Below are 15,585 nucleotides of genomic sequence, written 5' to 3'. Positions count from 1 at the left end.
CCGCAGAACCGAACGAGATTCTATTAACACCGGGCCCCGGAACGCCACCGGCGCGGAGCCGGAAAGGGCTCCGCGCCGGGATGGCTCAACAAGCGGAGCCGGGAAGGCTCCGGGGCGGATCACCGGGCGGAGCCGCGAGGGCCCCGCCCGGGTGGATCACTGGGCGGCCAGCTGGGCGATCTGCTCGGCGCTCAGCACACCGTCATAGGTGCGGACGTCGTCCACGATCCCCGGCCAGTAGCCGGTGAAGGCGCCCGCGGCCTTGGTCCGGCCGAGCTGCAGCGCGCCGGTGGCGTTCCAGGCGCTCAGGTGGTCGGTGATCGTGGTGGTGGACAGGCGGCCGTTGACGTAGATGCGCAGCTGGCCCGCCAGCGGGTCGTACACGCCGGCCACGTGCGTCCACTCCAGCGCGTTGGGGATGGCGTCGGAGCGGGTGCGTACGAGAGCGGCCGTGTCGGTGTCGGCGGCAGCCATCCCGAGGGCCCACCTGCCCTGCTCCTTGTCGAAGCCGAGCTGGAACCCGGCCGCCCGGCTGCCCGGCTGGGCCACCGCCGCGGTGTCGGCGGTGGGCAGGTAGTCGAGCTGGGTCCACGCGGCGACGGTGAAGCCGTTCCTGGTGTTGACCGCGGGAGCGGTCGTCTGGGCGAAGCCGTTGACGCCGTCGAGCGCCAGCCCTCCGTCCAGCCAGGCGGGCGTCCACGAGGCGGCTCCGGACAACGTCGCCGCGCCCGCGCGGCCCGAGGAGTCGGCGGCGGAGGTGCCGGACTCCTCGTCCAGCCGCCAGTGGCCCACCAGCGTGGCAGCGCTGTTGACCAGGTCGGCGACCTCGTCGGCGAACATGGCGCGGCCGTAGGCGCGCACCTCGTCGACGTCTCCCTGCCAGTTGTCCGCAGCCGCCCCGCCGACCTTTCCGCGGCCGATCGTCAGGGGGCCCGTGGCGTTCCATGGTTGCGGAACGGCGACCGTGGACTCCAGCCGTCCGTTCACGTAGAGCGTGATCTGGCCCGCCGCGCTGTCGTAGACGCCGGTGAGGTGGGTCCATTCGTTCAGCCTCGGCGCGGCGGCGGACTTGGCGCGCACGGTGGCCGCGCCGTCGGCGTCGGAGCCGGTCACGCTCAGCGCCCACCGGTCGTCGGCCTTGGAGTACTGCAGCGCGAACGCGCCCGTCCTGCCGCCCTCCTGGGTGACGGCGGTGGCGGTGGCGCCGTTGCCGGTCAGCCTGGCCCAGGCGGAGACGGTGAAGTTGCGGCTGGTGTCGATGACGGGGCCGGCGGTCTGGCCGTAGCCGCCGGTCAGCTTCAGCCCGCCGCCGGTCCTGCCCGAGGTCCAGGTGGCCGAGGTCAGGGTGGCGGCATGGGCGCCGGTGGCGTCGGCGGCCACGCTGCCCGTGCCCTCGTTCATCGGCCAGTGACCGCTGGGCCCGCGGCCCGCGTTGATGTTGAAGACGTAGGTGCGGATGGGGCCGAGCTGGCCCGCGCGGTCCTTGCTGCGCACGACGAGCACGTTGGGGCCGTCGTGGCGCGGGGTCAGCGCGATCGTGGCCGTGCCGTCCTGGTTCGCCGCCGCCTCGGTCTTGGGCGTGGTGTCCAGGCCCCAGACGTAGGAGGTCACGTCGGTGATCCCGTTCGGGCCGAACGCGAACGTGCCGGGCAGGCCGACGCCGTCGCTCCAGCCGTTCTCGGTGAAGGTGGGCGAGGAGACCAGCGGCTCGCGGCCGGGGGCGGTGGCGTCCACGGTGGCCTCGCACCAGGGGCTCCACGCGCTGCTGGCCTTGCCGTCCTCGGCCCGCACGCGCCAGCGGATCAGCTGGCCGTCGGCGTACAGGGTCGTCGGGATCGAGGCGGAGAAGGCGGTGCCGGTGGAGCCGAGCGCGGTGACGTACTCGCCGATCTTGGTGCCGTCCTCCTTGTACCACTCGAAGCGGCCCTTGACCGAGTTGTCGGCGTCCTTCAGCTTCGCCCACAGCTTGGGGGCGTTGGTGCTGATGACCGGGCGGTCGTCACCCGAGACGCAGGGGCCGCCCGGGTCCGACCACACGTCGGCGGCCACGGGGACGGCCGGCAGCGAGTTGTACTCGATGACCAGGCTCGGGTTGTTCTTGAACTTCTTCCAGGCGTAGACGTCGGTCTCGCTGGTGGCCCGCAGGCCGATGGTGACGTTCGGCCAGTTCTTGGCGGCGGCGTCCACGACCTGCGGGGTGACGTCGAACTCGACGCCGCCGGGCAGGCAGGACGCGCCCCAGCCCTTGGCCACGTTCACGGTGGAGAGCTTGGTGACCCAGGCGGGCTGGTTGTTCCAGGTCGTGCTCTTGCTGATCTTGTTGGTCGCCCACGCCTCGACCTTGCGGGCGCTGCACGAGTACGACCACGTCTCGTACGTCCGCAGCGTGGCCTTGATGATCTGCTTGCCGTGGATCGTCGAGCCGGTGTTCATCTGGTAGAACGTGCGGTTCTTCTGCGACTCCACGTGCCCGACCCGGGCGACGTCGCTGGAGTTGAGGTAGTTGGAGTTGGGCCAGTTGCTCCAGACCGCGGTCCAGGCGTTGCGCGCGGCCGAGAAGTACGGGTCGAGGTAGACGGGGAACTTCGTGTCCGGGTCCGTCATCATCTTGCGGTCGGGCTTGAGCCGCAGCTGCCTGCCGGCCAGCTCCACGCCCATCGTGGCCTCGCGGGCCTCGGGCGAGCGGCCCTCCTTGAGCGCCTGCGGGCTGGAGATCCCCTCGGAGTCCCACATCTTGGGGGTGGGGGCGATGAAGATCGTGCCGTCGTTCTTGTCGGTGGCCTCCAGGTTGCCCGCCTTGTCCGACTCCAGCGTCAGGCCGGTCGCGGACAGCGGGAAGGCCAGCTCGGTCAGCTTCGCCGCGGCGTCCCTGTTCTTGACCACCAGGACGTGCGAGAAGCCGTCCACGTCGGCGGTGACCTGGAGGTCCACGCCCGGCATGACCTCGGCGTAGGTGGCGGTGTCGCCGTTGAGCGTCGGAGTGGGCAGCGTGCCCGTCCAGCCGAGCTCCATCGCCTTGGCGCCCCGCGCCAGCCGGGCGAGCGGGGCGGAGCCGCCGCCGGAGAAGGTCAGGCCGACCGCCGTGGCGACCGGCTCGACGGCGCCGTCGGGGCGCAGGCGCAGGGTGGTGTCCACGGGCACCCAGCGGTCGTTCTTGCGCACGCGGATGGGCCTGACGTTCAGCTCCATGGACAGCGTGCCGTCGGGCTTGGCGAAGACCGTGCGGGTCTCGCTGCGCATCGACTCGATCTCGACCGGCCGGCCGGCGCTACGCGCCTGGGCGACCGCCGCTACCTCTTTGTCCGGAGGGGGCTGCGTCGTCTGTGGCCGTTCCTCCGCCACCACCGGCCGCACCACCGCCAGGGTGGTGAGAGATAACGCCGCCGCCACCAGCCCGTGCACTACCCGCATACGTGACCGCCCATGCTGAGCAGAGGTTACGCGCGGGCAGCGCGCACCCGGCGTCTCCACGATCTTCGGTTGACGATCGGATTCTCACCCTGGGTGGAGGTGGAGGTCCAGAGTTTTGTGCATTGTGCTCAAAATATCTTTCATGACCGGAACCCCGCAGGGAGATAACCGTCAGACCTCGGTCGGGAGCGGATGGGCGGCCGGATTGACCCGCTTGACGATCTCGTCGAGGGCGATGCGCACGTACGGCTCACCCACCCACAGGTGCTTGGCGCCCTCCACCCCGATCACCTCGGCCTGCGGAACCCGGGCGAACCGCGTGCGCGCCTCCTCCGGCCGCAGGTAGTCGTCGAACTCCGGCACCAGCGCCACCAGCGGCCGGCCGAAACGGGCCCAGGCGTCCAGATCGGCGTCCGTGGCCCTGTGCAGCGGCGGAGAGAGCAGGATCGCGCCCTCCACCAGCGGGTCGTGCGCCCACTTGAGCGCCAGCTCGGTGCCGAACGACCAGCCGACCACCCACACGTTGGGCAGATCGTGGTATTCGGCGTATTCCAGCGCCGCGGCCACGTCGAACCGCTCACCTTCGCCCCCGTCGAACGCCCCCTGCGAGGTGCCCCGGTCGGAGGAGGTGCCGCGGGTGTTGAAGCGCAGCACGGCCAGGTCGGCGAGCGCGGGCAGCCGGTTGGCGGCCTTCTTGTACACGTGGCTGTCCATGAACCCGCCGTGGGTGGGCAGCGGGTGCAGGGTCACCAGTGTGGCGACCGGGGGGCGGTCGAGCGGCTGGGCCAGCTCGCCGACCAGGGCCAATCCGTCGCCCGTGTGCAGTTCGATCGGCTCGCGCCGGGCGGGCAGCACGGTCGCCGCGCGAATCTCCACCATCGATCCCTTCAGTAACGGCTGCGGCCGGGGCCGCGGTCGAGTCTCTTACGCCAGCAGGTCGGGTGCCAGTGCCGGCGCTCCTCGTCGCCGCCCGGCCAGTTGGGCCAGGCCACCACGTGCGGCTGGCCGCTGCGGATCTCCTGGTCGCAACCGGGGCACCGGTAGTTCTTGGCGGAGGAGGCGCCGGTGAGCATGCGGACCTTCCACTCGCCGTCGGGCCACTCCTCCACCTTGTCCAGGCCGGTCGGGAAACCGAAGGGACGGGAGGACTCCCTGCGGCGGGCGCGACGCGGACTCATCGTGGAGGGAGCTCGGTCGTCGGCCTCACCCGTTCAAACGCCATGCGCCCAGTTTTCCAGAGGCACTAAGGTGGATGGTCATGCGGCTGGTCATCGCGCGCTGCAGCGTGGATTACATCGGACGGCTCACGGCACACCTGCCGATGGCGCCCAGGCTCGTGCTCATCAAGGCGGACGGCAGCGTGAGCATCCACGCCGACGACCGCGCCTTCAAGCCGCTCAACTGGATGAATCCGCCGTGCAAGCTCAAGGAGGACGGCGCGACCTGGACGGTCACCCACGGCAAGACCGGCGAGAAGCTGGTCCTGACCATGGAGGAGGTCCTCCACGACTCCAGCCACGAGCTGGGGGTGGACCCGGGGCTGATCAAGGACGGCGTCGAGGCCCATCTGCAGGAGCTGCTCGCCGAGCACATCACGACGCTGGGCGACGGCTATTCGCTCATCCGCCGCGAATACATGACGGCGATCGGCCCGGTCGACATCCTGTGCCGCGACGCGACGGGGGCGACGGTGGCGGTGGAGATCAAGCGGCGGGGCGAGATCGACGGGGTCGAGCAGCTGACCCGCTATCTGGAGCTGCTCAACCGCGATCCCCTGCTGTCGCCCGTGCGCGGGGTCTTCGCCGCCCAAGAGATCAAGCCCCAGGCCCGCGTGCTGGCGACTGACCGCGGCATCTCGTGCCACACCCTCGACTACGACGCCCTCCGCGGCATCGAACCGGAGAACCCAACCCTGTTCTGATCTTTCACGGCTTCGCGGCGGCCTGCCTCCCGCCGCACTTCGGCTGAGGGCCCTCCAGGGAAACGGCCGCTGACCCTTCAGTGGTGGCCCGCCATAACGGAGCGTTTGTGGGCCCCCTTCGTGGTACCAGCGCCCCTGCTGAGCGCTCACGGCCCGCCATGTCCCGGTATGGCCCTCGGCACCACTGCCCCGCCTGCGGCGCTGAGGGGCGGGATCAGGCGCGTCGAGGGGCCATTGTGGCGGTGGCGCGCGTGTTTCCACGGGTTCGGATGGGCTAGTAAGTAGTAAGTTACCAGACTATCGTGGCTCCATGACGATGACGTTCGACTCGGTTAATCCGGCGACCGGTGAGGTCGTCGGGAGTCATCCCAAGCAGTCCGCCGACACCGTGCACGAGGCCGTCGGGCGGGCGGAGGAGGCGGCCGCGTGGTGGGGCGGGCTGGGGCACGCCGAGCGCAGGCGCCGGCTGCTCGACTACAAGGCGGTCCTCACCCAGCACCTCAAGGAGCTGGCCGGGCTCGTGCACCAGGAGACCGGCAAACCGGTCGGCGACGCCACCCTTGAGGTGGTGCTGGCGATCACCCACCTCGACTGGGCCGCCCGCAACGCGCACAAGGTGCTCGGCCGCCGCCGCGTCTCCACCGGCATGATCGGCCTCAACCTGGCCGCCACGCTCGAATACCTCCCGCTCGGCGTCGTCGGCGTCATCGGCCCGTGGAACTATCCGGTCTTCACCCCCATGGGCTCCATCGCGTACGCGCTCGCCGCGGGCAACGCCGTGGTGTTCAAGCCCAGCGAGCTGACGCCGGGCATCGGCGTGCGGCTGGCCGAGCTGTTCAGGGAGTCGGTCCCCGAGCACGAGGTGTTCCAGACCGTCACCGGTCTTGGCGAGACGGGCGCGGCGCTGGCCGCCGACCCCAGGGTGCGCAAGGTCGCCTTCACCGGCTCCACCGCCACCGCCAAGCGCGTCATGGCGGCCTGCGCCGAGAACCTCACGCCCATCGTGGCCGAGTGCGGCGGCAAGGACGCGTTCATCGTGGACGCCGACGCCGACCTCGCGGCCGCCGCCGACGCCTGCCTGTGGGGCGCCCTGTCCAACGCCGGGCAGACGTGCGTGGGCGTCGAGCGGGTCTACGTCGTCGACGCCGTCTATGAAAGTTTCATGCGGGAGCTGTCCGAGAGGGTGACAAAGGTGAGGGCCGGCGAGGACTACGGCCCGATCACGATGCCCGGCCAGGTCGACGTCATCAAGCGGCACATCGACGACGCCACCAAGTCGGGACGCACGGTCGCGGGCGGCCCCGCGTCGGTGCGGGCCCCGTACGTCGACCCGGTGATCGTCGAGGACGTTCCCGAGGACTCCCCCGCGGTGCGCGAGGAGACGTTCGGCCCGACCATCACCGTGCGCCGCACCCGCGACGCGGCCGAGGCGCTGGAGCTGGCCAACGCCTCGGCGTACGGGCTGGGCGGCACGGTCTTCAGCCGCAACGCCCGCCGCGCGACGGAGCTGGCCCGCCGGATGCGCAGCGGCATGACGGCGATCAACTCGGTCATCTCCTTCGCCGGGGTGCCCGCCCTGCCTTTCGGCGGAATCGGCGATTCGGGTTTCGGCAGGATCCACGGGGCCGACGGACTGCGTGAGTTCGCCAGGCCCAAAGCGATCTCGCGGCAGCGCTTCGCCATGCCCGGCATGAACCTGACCTCGTTCACAAGGGGCCCCGCCGAGCTTGAGCGGCTGATCAGGCTTGTCACGTTCTTGCACGGCCGACGTAAAAGTTAATCTTCTTACCCTTTCCCAAAACGGATCATCCGACCATAATTGTGTGCTCTGGGGGCCACGATCATGTTGGACGGGTGGAATGTGAACCGGTCTTACCGGGGAATGTCTGCTGAGCAAAGGCTGGCGGACAGACGCGAGCGGCTGATGACGGCCGCGTACACGCTATACGCGAAGCCTGGTTTCGCGGCGACGACCATCGAAAGGCTGTGCTCGGAGGCACGGATCTCCAACCGCGCCTTCTACGAATGTTTCGGTGGGCGCGAGGAGCTCCTGCGGGCCTTACACGAGCGCTGCGTCGAGGAGAGCCTCGCGGTCGTCGCCAAGGCGCTGGAGGAGGCGCCCGCCTCGATCGAGGGAAGGGCCAGGGCGGGGATTCGCGCCTATATCGAATTCGCCACCGCGGACTGGCGGCGGGCCCGCATCATGCACGTCGAAGTGCGGAGATCGGGTGATGTCCTGGCCGTGTCGCGGCAGCGCGCGGTGGACGCGTTCGCGCGTCTGGTGCAGGACGCCTCGGCCGATTTCCCGCAGGCCGCCCCCGTGAATCCGCGGCTGCTGGCACTCGGTGTCGTCGGAGCGTTACAAGAGTTGCTGATCGAATGGCTCCTGTCGGAAGAGCAGCCGGAGATCGACGAGTTGGTGGCCGCGGCCGTGCACATCTTCAACCGAAGTCTCGGCGACACCTGATCGCGTCAAGAATGCCATTCCTGTTTCGCGCAATCGGACATCCGTAATCGCCATTTTGTCTTTCCGTGAAAAGAGCGGGTGACGGCTGATCGTCACCCGCTCGATATGTCACATCAGGCCACCGCGGCCGCCGGAGCCTCCACGTGCAGCACCCGATTCAGCCGGGTCACCGCGAGTATCCGCATGATCCTCGGTGGCACCCCCCGAAGAACGAGGCGGCGCTGCACGCTCAGCGCGCGCCGATGCGCGCCCACGAGCACCCCGAGCCCGGTCGCGTCGATCATCTCCAGCTTGGAGAGATCGAGGATGAGGTCACCCTCGCCAGAGTCCAGAGCCTCGTGCAGCCGCTCACGCACTCCCGCCGACGTGCCGGCGTCGAGCCGGGCGCCGATCCGCACCACCTGGGCTCTCGGATTGCCCCGGACGCGCATGCCACCTCCTCAGTCACGCGCGTAGCGTAGTCAGATGCCTTCGCCAAGCGCTCACAGGGGCCGAACCCCCCACATGACTCCCCTACCCATCTATCGGCAATGACACGACAGCATGGAGGAGGAACTCCTGGTCTTCGACCAGCCGGGCCTTCATCGTGCCGCCCACGGCGGCCAGTCGCTCGGACATCCCGGTCAGTCCGCTGCCCAGATCGTCGGCCTGCCGCCGGGCCACTCCGTCGTTGCGCACCGTCAGCTCCGCCTCCTGCTCGGTGAAGCGGATCGTGATGTCGCAGAAGGTCGCAGTGCTGTGCTTGAGCACATTGGTCACCGCCTCGCGCACGGCGTAGGCGAACACCGGGGCCACGCCCGCGGGCAGGTCGCGGTAGGGCAGACGCACCTCACAGCGGACCCCCGCCGCTTCGAGCACACCTTTCACGCTATTCAGCTCAGCGGCCAAGTCAAGCTCGCGGTAGCCCCGTACGGCCTCGCGCAGGTCCTTGAGCGCCTTCCTGGTCAGCCGGTTGACCTCGGCCATCTCCTCCTTGGCCCGGCCCGCGTCCACATCGGACAGCCGTACGGCGAGCTCGGTCTTCACGGCGATGGCCGACAACTGGTGCCCCACGAGATCGTGCAGGTCCCTGGCGAAGCGCAGCCGCTCCTCCGCCAGCGCCAGCCTGGTGTGGGCCTCCCTGCCCCGGTGCGCCTCCACGGCCAGCCGCCAGATCCACACCCAGATCCGGTTGGAGGGCGGCACGATCAGGCAGAAGACGCCGAAGGAGAGCGCGTGGTAGGCCAGCGTCTGCCAGCTGGCCGGCTCCACGTGCAGGCCCGTCAGCGCGGCCCGGACGCCCAGCGTGCCCGTCTGCCAGGGCAGGGTGCTGAGCCCCAGGCAGAGCACGAACGTGCCGATCTGCAGCAGCCGGACCGCACTCTTGGGGATCTCCAGCGTGGCCACGCCCAGCCAGCACAGCGCCACGAAGCCCCAGCCGAACGGATCGGCCCCGCCGAGGCCGGTCGCGATCACGGCGAAGACCGCCGCCACCGCCACCTGCTTGGTGGGGTAGTGACGGCGGTCCAGGATCAGGCGCATGATGCGGGTGCAGAGCCAGGTGAAGCAGACAGCGGCGACCAGCGCGGGCCCGATCCGCCACCATCCGTCGAACCGGCCCGCCCCGAGGGGGGCCAGGACGGAGATGGCGATCAGGACCCACATGGCGACGAAGTTGACGACCAGCACCTTCCAGGTCGTCCGCCGCGCCTGCTCGATCGTGTCCATCTACCGGCTACGCAGCACGTCGCCGAGTTTCAGCCGAGCCCCCGTCCGCAGCACGGCCCGCTCGTACACCTTGGCGCCGAAGGCCAGCGCCGCCAGCACGCCCAGCACCATCGCGGCCATCGACAGGCCCACCTGCCACATCGGCACCTCCGTCGCCGCCATCCGCACCGGCATGACCATGGAGGAGAACGGCGGGATGTACGAGATGACCGTGGCCAGCGTACCCGTGGGATCGTTCGTGGCATAGAAGCTGACGAAGTAGGTGCCCATGATGACCATGGTGAGCGGCGTCAGGACGCTGTTCACCTCCTCCTGGCGCGAGACCAGCGAGGCGAAGGCCGCCGCCAGCGTGGCGAAGAAGGCATAGCCGAGCACGAACCAGCCCAGCACCGCCGCCACCAGCCCGGGGATGCCGGGCGGGAACTCGGCGGCCAGCCCCGAGGCCATCGCCGCGCCGAGCCCGACCCCCAGGATCACGACCAGGTTGATCAGGCCGAGCACGCCCAGGCCGACGATCTTGCCGCCGAGCAGCTGCCACGGCCGTACGGAGGAGAGCAGGATCTCCACGATCCGGCTGCCCTTCTCCTCGACCACGCCCATGGCGACCATCACGACCTGTCCGATGATCAGCATGAAGAGCACCAGGACGAGCACGGTGGCGATGCCCTTGCGGGCCGATTCGTACCGGGTGTCGGCCCCCACCGACTGCATCTCCAGCGGCGGGATGGCCACGCCGGCCGCGCCGAGCTTGAACTCCCGGTTCACGCTCTGCATGAGCACGCCCAGCTGGGTGTCGATCTCGCCGTCCGTGAGCACCCTGGCGCCGTCGACCAGCGCCGCGTCCACATCTCCGTCCAGCACGGCCTGCTTGGCGGCCGGCTCGTCGGCGAACTTGCGCCACTCGAACTCGATGTCGGGCGCGGCGGTGTGCAGCGGCAGCTGCTGGGAGTTGACCAGACCGATCTTGTAGACGTCGCCGTCCCCGCCCAGCAGCTTGGGGGCGAAGGAGAGCGCCGCGACCAGCAGGCCCGTGACGATCAGGCCGATGACGAACGCCTTCGTCCTGACCTGGGTGGCCACCTCGCGGCGCGCCACCAGCAACAATCCGTTCACGCCACGGCCTCCTTGAAGATCTCGGTGAGGGTCGGCTGCTCGACGCCGAAGTGCTCGACCCGCCCGGCCTTCACGGCGCGGCGCAGGATCTCCTGGTCGTCGCCGCCGGCCGTACGCAGGGTGTGGCGGTCGCCGTCCACGGTGACCGTGCCGGGCAGGCCGTCGGCCCAGCCGGGGGCCGGGTCGCGGACGACCACGCGCAGCATGTTGCTCTCGGCGGCGCGCAGGTTCTCCACCGTGCCGGTGGCCACCATCCGGCCGGCCGAGACGATGCCGACGGAGTCGCACAGCCGCTCGACGAGTTCGAGCTGGTGACTGGAGAAGATCACCGGCACGCCGCCCCTGCACCGCTCCTGCAGCACCGTTGCCAGCGCGTCCACCGCGATCGGGTCCAGCCCGGAGAACGGCTCGTCCAGGATGAGCACCTCGGGGTCGTGCACCAGCGCCACGGCGAGCTGCACGCGCTGCTGGTTGCCCAGCGACAGCGCCTGCACGGTCTCGCCCCTGCGCTCGGTGAGGCCGAGCCGCTCCAGCAGGTCGTCGGTGGCCTTCTTGGCGACCGGGATGGCCATGCCGTGCAGGCGGCCGAAGTACTCGATCTGCTCGGCGACCCGCATCTTCTGGTACAGGCCGCGCTCTTCCGGCATGTAGCCGAACCGCTGGCGATCGTCGTACGTGAGGGGCCTGCCCCGCCAGCTCACCGAGCCGGAGTCCGCCTGGAGCACGCCCATCACGATGCGCATCGTCGTGGTCTTGCCCGCGCCGTTCGCGCCGACGAAGCCGTACATCTCGCCTGGCTTCACGGTGAACCCGATCCCGTCGAGGGCGAGCTTGCCGCCGGGGGTGTCGGGGCCGCCCGCGAAACGTTTGCGCAGCTCGTTGATCTCGAGCATCAGGTCATCTCCTTCATCATGGGTCCATAGTGGCTTTCGCGGTGTTCGGCCTGGTAGTCGTGGAAATCATCCGCCCGATATGGATCTCGCGTCCGATCACGATGACATTTGTCATCTCGCGCCCATCCCCACAGGCAGGACGCCCTCTCACGGCCTGGCGCCATCGCGGGCAGGACACCGGCGCGGGCCGTCAGCGGGAGCCGCCGGCGGGGGCCGTTACGCTGTGGCCATGACGCGCGCCGACAAGGACAAACCGGTCGTCCTCTCCAAGATCTACACCCGGGCCGGTGACGACGGCACCACAGGGCTGGTCGACGGGAGCCGCACCGCGAAGACCGATCCCCGGCTGGCCGCCTACGCGGACGTGGAGGAGGCCAACGCCCACCTCGGCCTGGCGCTCGCGCACGGCACGCTGCCGGCCCACCTCGTGGCGGTGCTGATCCGGGTGCAGAACGAACTCTTCGACGTCGGGGCCGATCTCGCCACGCCGGTCGTCCAGAATCCCGAGTTCCCGCCGCTGCGGGTGGAGCCGTCGTACATCGAGTGGCTGGAAGAGCAGTGCGACCGCCTCAACGCGGACCTCAAGCCGCTGCGGAGCTTCATCCTGCCGGGCGGCGACCCCGCCACGGCGGCGCTGCATGTGGCCCGCGTGACCGTGCGCAGGGCCGAGCGTACGGCCTGGGCGGCTCTGCAGGCCCACGACGACGTCAACCCGCTGACCGCGAAATACCTCAATCGCCTGTCGGACCTGCTCTTCATCGCCTGCCGCGTGGCCCACGCCGGCGACGAGATCCTCTGGAAGCCCGGCGGCACCCGCTGATCGAGGTGGCGCCCGGTCGTTACGCGACGTCGAGGTAGGCGCTGGGCGGGGCGGACTCCAGCCAGGCCAGGAAGCCGGTGAGCGCGTCGGCGCTCATCGCGAGGGAGATGCCCCGCGTGCTGCCCCCGCAGTCGACCGCGTAGAGGCCGCCGTCGATCTCACGACGGGCGGAAACGACGAGGCCGCGCCTCGCGATAGCGTGGCGCGGCCTCAGTCGGACGCCCAGGAGCGGAATCCAGTGGAGCTCCCCGTCGGCGTAGCGGGCTATCCCGCTCTGCCATCCGTGCTCCGCTACGCGCAGGCGACAGGGTACGCTCCCGCGCGAGCGCGTCAGCATGACGGCGCGCAACACGACGAGGGCGGCCAGCAGCACCACGAGAATCACAACCGTCGCTACCATGCCGCCCCCCTGAGCCCTGCTTACCTGTATTAAACCTCTTCGCCCGCCGCGCGCAGACGTGCCCTGGCACGCTTGGCCTCGACAGCCGCGTCGGCGTCCTCCTGGTCGGCCTCGATCGAGGCCTGGGCCCGGTCGAGAGCGTCACGGGCCGCCGCGACGTCCACCTCGGAACCGAGCTCGGCCACCTCGGCCAGCACGGAGACCTCGTCGTCGGCGACGGAGATGAAACCCCCGTGCACCGCGGCGACCAGCTCCTGCTCGCCTTCCCGCTTCACGCGAAGCACGCCGCCCTCGACGAGGACGCCGAGAACAGGTGCGTGTTGCGGCATAATACCGATCTCGCCGTCCACGGTCTTGGCAATCACCATGTCGGCCTCGCCCGACCAGATCTCACGCTCGGGTGAGACAACCCCTACGCGTAGCTTCGCCACCTTTGTAGGTTCCTTTCCGATCAGATGGCGGCGCGGGCTCCGGGAAGCCCGCGCCGCCACCGTGGGCGATTAGCGGCGCTCGAGTTCCTTGGCCTTGGCGATGGCCTGCTCGATGCCACCGACCATGAAGAACGCCTGCTCGGGCAGGTGGTCGTACTCCCCGGCGCACAGGCCCTTGAACGAGGCGATGGTCTCGTCCAGCGGCACGGTCTCACCCGGCTGACCGGTGAAGGCCTCGGCCGCGTACATCGGGTGCGACAGGAAGCGCTCGATGCGGCGGGCCCGCTGCACGGTGACCTTGTCCTCTTCGGACAGCTCGTCGATACCGAGGATCGCGATGATGTCCTGGAGCTCGCGGTACTTCTGCAGGATCCGCTTGGTCTCCTGGGCCACCCGGTAGTGCTCCTCGCCGACGATCTGCGGGTCGAGGATCCGGGAGGAGGAGTCGAGCGGGTCCACCGCGGGGTAGATGCCCTTCTCCGAGATCGGCCGCGAAAGCACGGTCTGCGCGTCGAGGTGCGCGAACGCGTTGTGCGGCGCCGGGTCGGTGATGTCGTCGGCGGGCACGTAGATCGCCTGCATGGAGGTGATCGAGTGACCGCGCGTCGAGGTGATGCGCTCCTGGAGCACACCCATCTCGTCGGCCAGCGTGGGCTGGTAACCCACGGCGGACGGCATACGGCCGAGCAGGGTCGAGACCTCGGAACCTGCCTGGGTGAAGCGGAAGATGTTGTCGATGAACAGCAGCACGTCCTGCTTCTGCACGTCGCGGAAGTATTCCGCCATCGTCAGCGCCGACAGGGCGACCCGCAGCCGGGTGCCCGGCGGCTCGTCCATCTGGCCGAAGACGAGCGCGGTGTCCTTGAGGACGTCCGCCTCCTCCATCTCCAGCCAGAGGTCGTTGCCCTCACGGGTGCGCTCGCCCACACCGGCGAAGCACGAGGTGCCACCGAAGTTACGGGCGACCCGGCGGATCATCTCCTGGATGAGGACGGTCTTGCCGACGCCGGCGCCGCCGAACAGGCCGATCTTCCCACCCTGCACGTACGGGGTGAGCAGGTCGATGACCTTGATGCCGGTGACCAGCAGCTCGGTGCGCGACTCGAGCTGGTCGAAGGCCGGGGACGGACGGTGGATACCCCACCGCTCCTCGATCTTCAGCGACGAGGTCGGCACGTCGAGCGTCTCGCCCAGCGCGTTCCACACGTGGCCCTTGACGACGTCGCCGACCGGCACCGAGATCGGCGCGCCGGTGTCGGTGACCGCCTGGCCGCGGACCAGGCCGTCGGTGGGCTGCATGGAGATGGCGCGGACGATGTTGTCACCCAGGTGCTGGGCGACCTCGAGGGTCAGCGCCTTGGTCTCGCCGCCGAGGGTCACCTCGACCTTGAGCGCGTTATAGATGTCGGGCATCGCCTCGACGGGGAACTCCACGTCGACGACGGCGCCGGTGACTCGGGCCACGCGGCCAGTGCCGGCCGCGGCGGCTTCTACAGTTTCAACAGCCTCTGCAGTCATTTCACTCTTTCCCCGCTGCGGCGTCAGCGAGCGCGTTGGCGCCACCGACGATCTCGCTGATTTCCTGGGTGATCTCGGCCTGGCGAGCCTGGTTCATCTGCTGGGTGAGCACCCGCATCAGCTCGTTGGCGTTGTCGGTCGCGGACTTCATCGCGCGCCGCCGCGCGGCCTCCTCGGAGGCCGCGGACTGGAGCAGCGCGGTGAAGATGCGCGACTCCACGTAACGCGGGAGCAGCGACTCCAGCACGTCGCCCGCGGTCGGCTCGAACTCGAAGTACGGCGGGATCGCGGTGGACTCCGACGCCTCGGTCTCCTCGACCTCCAGCGGCAGGACCCGCTTGACCACGACGTTCTGCGTGAGCATCGAGACGAACTCGGTCGAGACGATGTGGATCTCGTCGATGCCGTTGTCGTCCTTGAACGAGTCGATCAGCGTGTTCGCGATCTCCTTGGCGTCGGCGTAGGCCGGCTTGCGCGAGAACCCGACCCAGTTGCCGCCCATCTCCCGGTTGCGGAAGGTGTGCCAGGTGACACCCTTGCGCCCGGTGACGAACGGCACCACGTCGAGCCCGCGGCTCTCCAGCAGGCCGCGCAGGGCCTCGGCCTCGCGCAGCACGTTGGCGTTGAAGCCGCCGCAGAACCCGCTGTCGCTGGTGACGACGAGGACGCCCGCCTTGGCGGGGTTCTCCTTCGCCACGGTCAGCGGATGGTCGACGCTCGCGGCGTTGCTGACGACGCCCGTGACGGCGCGAGTGATCTCACGCTCGTACGGCAGCGCCGCCTGCATCCGCTGCTGCGCCCTCACGATCCGTGAAGAGGCGATGAGCTCCTGGGCGCGCGTGATCTTCGCGGTCGACTTGACCGAGCTGATCCGCCGCCGCAGCAGCCTTAGCTGGGCACCCAT

The 15,585-nt window shown here is 69.6% G+C and carries 15 protein-coding genes; 4 read left to right on the top strand and 11 right to left on the bottom strand.

Going from position 1 to position 15,585, the window contains the following annotated elements; genetic code table 11:
• Window positions 1–156 precede the first annotated feature (156 nt).
• From ABFX54_RS17545 to ABFX54_RS17535, 3 genes are all read right to left on the bottom strand, one after another.
• A complete protein-coding gene (locus ABFX54_RS17545; protein WP_346106022.1) occupies window positions 157–3,411 on the bottom strand; it encodes a LamG-like jellyroll fold domain-containing protein in 3,255 nt (1,084 codons plus the stop codon).
• Between the two features lie 171 nt (window positions 3,412–3,582).
• Entirely contained in the window at window positions 3,583–4,287 is a 705-nt protein-coding gene (locus ABFX54_RS17540; protein WP_346106070.1) for an alpha/beta hydrolase, read from the bottom strand.
• An 11-nt stretch (window positions 4,288–4,298) separates the two neighbouring features.
• Complete coding sequence (locus ABFX54_RS17535) at window positions 4,299–4,589, bottom strand: ATP/GTP-binding protein (protein WP_346106020.1); 291 nt, start codon at window positions 4,587–4,589, stop codon at window positions 4,299–4,301.
• Between the two features lie 80 nt (window positions 4,590–4,669).
• Here ABFX54_RS17535 and nucS point away from each other — a divergent pair, with 80 nt between their 5' ends.
• The 3 genes from nucS (at window position 4,670) to ABFX54_RS17520 (ending at window position 7,799) form a co-directional block, all read left to right on the top strand.
• A complete protein-coding gene (nucS, locus tag ABFX54_RS17530) occupies window positions 4,670–5,332 on the top strand; it encodes an endonuclease NucS (protein WP_346106018.1) in 663 nt (220 codons plus the stop codon).
• Window positions 5,333–5,642: 310 nt separating this feature from the next.
• The gene (locus tag ABFX54_RS17525; protein ID WP_346106016.1) at window positions 5,643–7,112 is read left to right on the top strand and encodes an aldehyde dehydrogenase family protein; all 1,470 of its coding nucleotides are present in this window, start codon (window positions 5,643–5,645) and stop codon (window positions 7,110–7,112) included.
• Between the two features lie 102 nt (window positions 7,113–7,214).
• Entirely contained in the window at window positions 7,215–7,799 is a 585-nt protein-coding gene (locus ABFX54_RS17520) for a TetR/AcrR family transcriptional regulator (protein ID WP_346106015.1), read from the top strand.
• Window positions 7,800–7,912: 113 nt separating this feature from the next.
• Here ABFX54_RS17520 and ABFX54_RS17515 read toward each other — a convergent pair whose 3' ends face one another.
• The 4 genes from ABFX54_RS17515 to ABFX54_RS17500 all read right to left on the bottom strand — a co-directional run bounded on the left by ABFX54_RS17515 (window position 7,913) and on the right by ABFX54_RS17500 (window position 11,512).
• Entirely contained in the window at window positions 7,913–8,230 is a 318-nt protein-coding gene (locus ABFX54_RS17515; RefSeq protein ID WP_106248193.1) for an STAS domain-containing protein, read from the bottom strand.
• A gap of 82 nt (window positions 8,231–8,312) precedes the next feature.
• Window positions 8,313–9,506: a sensor histidine kinase gene (locus tag ABFX54_RS17510; RefSeq protein ID WP_346106013.1), complete on the bottom strand. Its 1,194-nt coding sequence runs from the start codon at window positions 9,504–9,506 to the stop codon at window positions 8,313–8,315.
• Complete coding sequence (locus ABFX54_RS17505) at window positions 9,507–10,619, bottom strand: ABC transporter permease (RefSeq protein WP_346106011.1); 1,113 nt, start codon at window positions 10,617–10,619, stop codon at window positions 9,507–9,509.
• Window positions 10,616–11,512, bottom strand: coding sequence for an ABC transporter ATP-binding protein (locus ABFX54_RS17500; RefSeq protein WP_346106010.1), 897 nt, complete (start codon window positions 11,510–11,512; stop codon window positions 10,616–10,618). The genes ABFX54_RS17505 and ABFX54_RS17500 overlap by 4 nt, the downstream gene beginning before the upstream one ends.
• A 229-nt stretch (window positions 11,513–11,741) precedes the next feature.
• Here ABFX54_RS17500 and ABFX54_RS17495 point away from each other — a divergent pair, with 229 nt between their 5' ends.
• Window positions 11,742–12,332 (top strand): cob(I)yrinic acid a,c-diamide adenosyltransferase, encoded by a 591-nt coding sequence (locus ABFX54_RS17495; RefSeq protein WP_346106008.1) that lies wholly within the window; start codon window positions 11,742–11,744, stop codon window positions 12,330–12,332.
• A 19-nt stretch (window positions 12,333–12,351) separates the two neighbouring features.
• On the opposite strand, the gene ABFX54_RS17490 is transcribed toward ABFX54_RS17495, so the two are convergent.
• The 4 genes from ABFX54_RS17490 to ABFX54_RS17475 all read right to left on the bottom strand — a co-directional run bounded on the left by ABFX54_RS17490 (window position 12,352) and on the right by ABFX54_RS17475 (window position 15,585).
• Window positions 12,352–12,732, bottom strand: coding sequence for a DUF2550 domain-containing protein (locus ABFX54_RS17490; protein ID WP_346106006.1), 381 nt, complete (start codon window positions 12,730–12,732; stop codon window positions 12,352–12,354).
• A 29-nt stretch (window positions 12,733–12,761) separates the two neighbouring features.
• Entirely contained in the window at window positions 12,762–13,163 is a 402-nt protein-coding gene (locus ABFX54_RS17485) for a F0F1 ATP synthase subunit epsilon (RefSeq protein ID WP_106248183.1), read from the bottom strand.
• Window positions 13,164–13,232: 69 nt separating this feature from the next.
• On the bottom strand, window positions 13,233–14,681 hold the full coding sequence (gene atpD, locus ABFX54_RS17480) for a F0F1 ATP synthase subunit beta (protein ID WP_346106004.1): 1,449 nt from the start codon (window positions 14,679–14,681) through the stop codon (window positions 13,233–13,235).
• Between the two features lies 1 nt (window position 14,682).
• Entirely contained in the window at window positions 14,683–15,585 is a 903-nt protein-coding gene (locus ABFX54_RS17475) for a F0F1 ATP synthase subunit gamma (RefSeq protein WP_346106003.1), read from the bottom strand.

It is taken from the genome of Nonomuraea maheshkhaliensis (genome assembly GCF_039529435.1).
GTDB classification, from domain to species: domain Bacteria; phylum Actinomycetota; class Actinomycetes; order Streptosporangiales; family Streptosporangiaceae; genus Nonomuraea; species Nonomuraea maheshkhaliensis.
Note: the sequence above shows the minus strand (reverse complement) of the source record. Positions and strands in the feature narration are given on the sequence as shown.

Bases quoted from the DNA above. Each gene is read 5' to 3' on its own strand.
- ABFX54_RS17510 (WP_346106013.1), bottom strand. From the start codon at position 9,506: ATGGACACGATCGAGCAGGCGCGGCGGACGACCTGGAAGGTGCTGGTC.
- ABFX54_RS17500 (WP_346106010.1), bottom strand. From the start codon at position 11,512: ATGCTCGAGATCAACGAGCTGCGCAAACGTTTCGCGGGCGGCCCCGAC.
- ABFX54_RS17490 (WP_346106006.1), bottom strand. From the start codon at position 12,732: ATGGTAGCGACGGTTGTGATTCTCGTGGTGCTGCTGGCCGCCCTCGTC.
- ABFX54_RS17525 (WP_346106016.1), top strand. From the start codon at position 5,643: ATGACGATGACGTTCGACTCGGTTAATCCGGCGACCGGTGAGGTCGTC.
- ABFX54_RS17495 (WP_346106008.1), top strand. From the start codon at position 11,742: ATGACGCGCGCCGACAAGGACAAACCGGTCGTCCTCTCCAAGATCTAC.
- ABFX54_RS17535 (WP_346106020.1), bottom strand. From the start codon at position 4,589: ATGAGTCCGCGTCGCGCCCGCCGCAGGGAGTCCTCCCGTCCCTTCGGT.
- ABFX54_RS17520 (WP_346106015.1), top strand. From the start codon at position 7,215: ATGTCTGCTGAGCAAAGGCTGGCGGACAGACGCGAGCGGCTGATGACG.
- nucS (WP_346106018.1), top strand. From the start codon at position 4,670: ATGCGGCTGGTCATCGCGCGCTGCAGCGTGGATTACATCGGACGGCTC.
- ABFX54_RS17515 (WP_106248193.1), bottom strand. From the start codon at position 8,230: ATGCGCGTCCGGGGCAATCCGAGAGCCCAGGTGGTGCGGATCGGCGCC.
- ABFX54_RS17545 (WP_346106022.1), bottom strand. From the start codon at position 3,411: ATGCGGGTAGTGCACGGGCTGGTGGCGGCGGCGTTATCTCTCACCACC.
- ABFX54_RS17475 (WP_346106003.1), bottom strand. From the start codon at position 15,585: ATGGGTGCCCAGCTAAGGCTGCTGCGGCGGCGGATCAGCTCGGTCAAG.
- atpD (WP_346106004.1), bottom strand. From the start codon at position 14,681: ATGACTGCAGAGGCTGTTGAAACTGTAGAAGCCGCCGCGGCCGGCACT.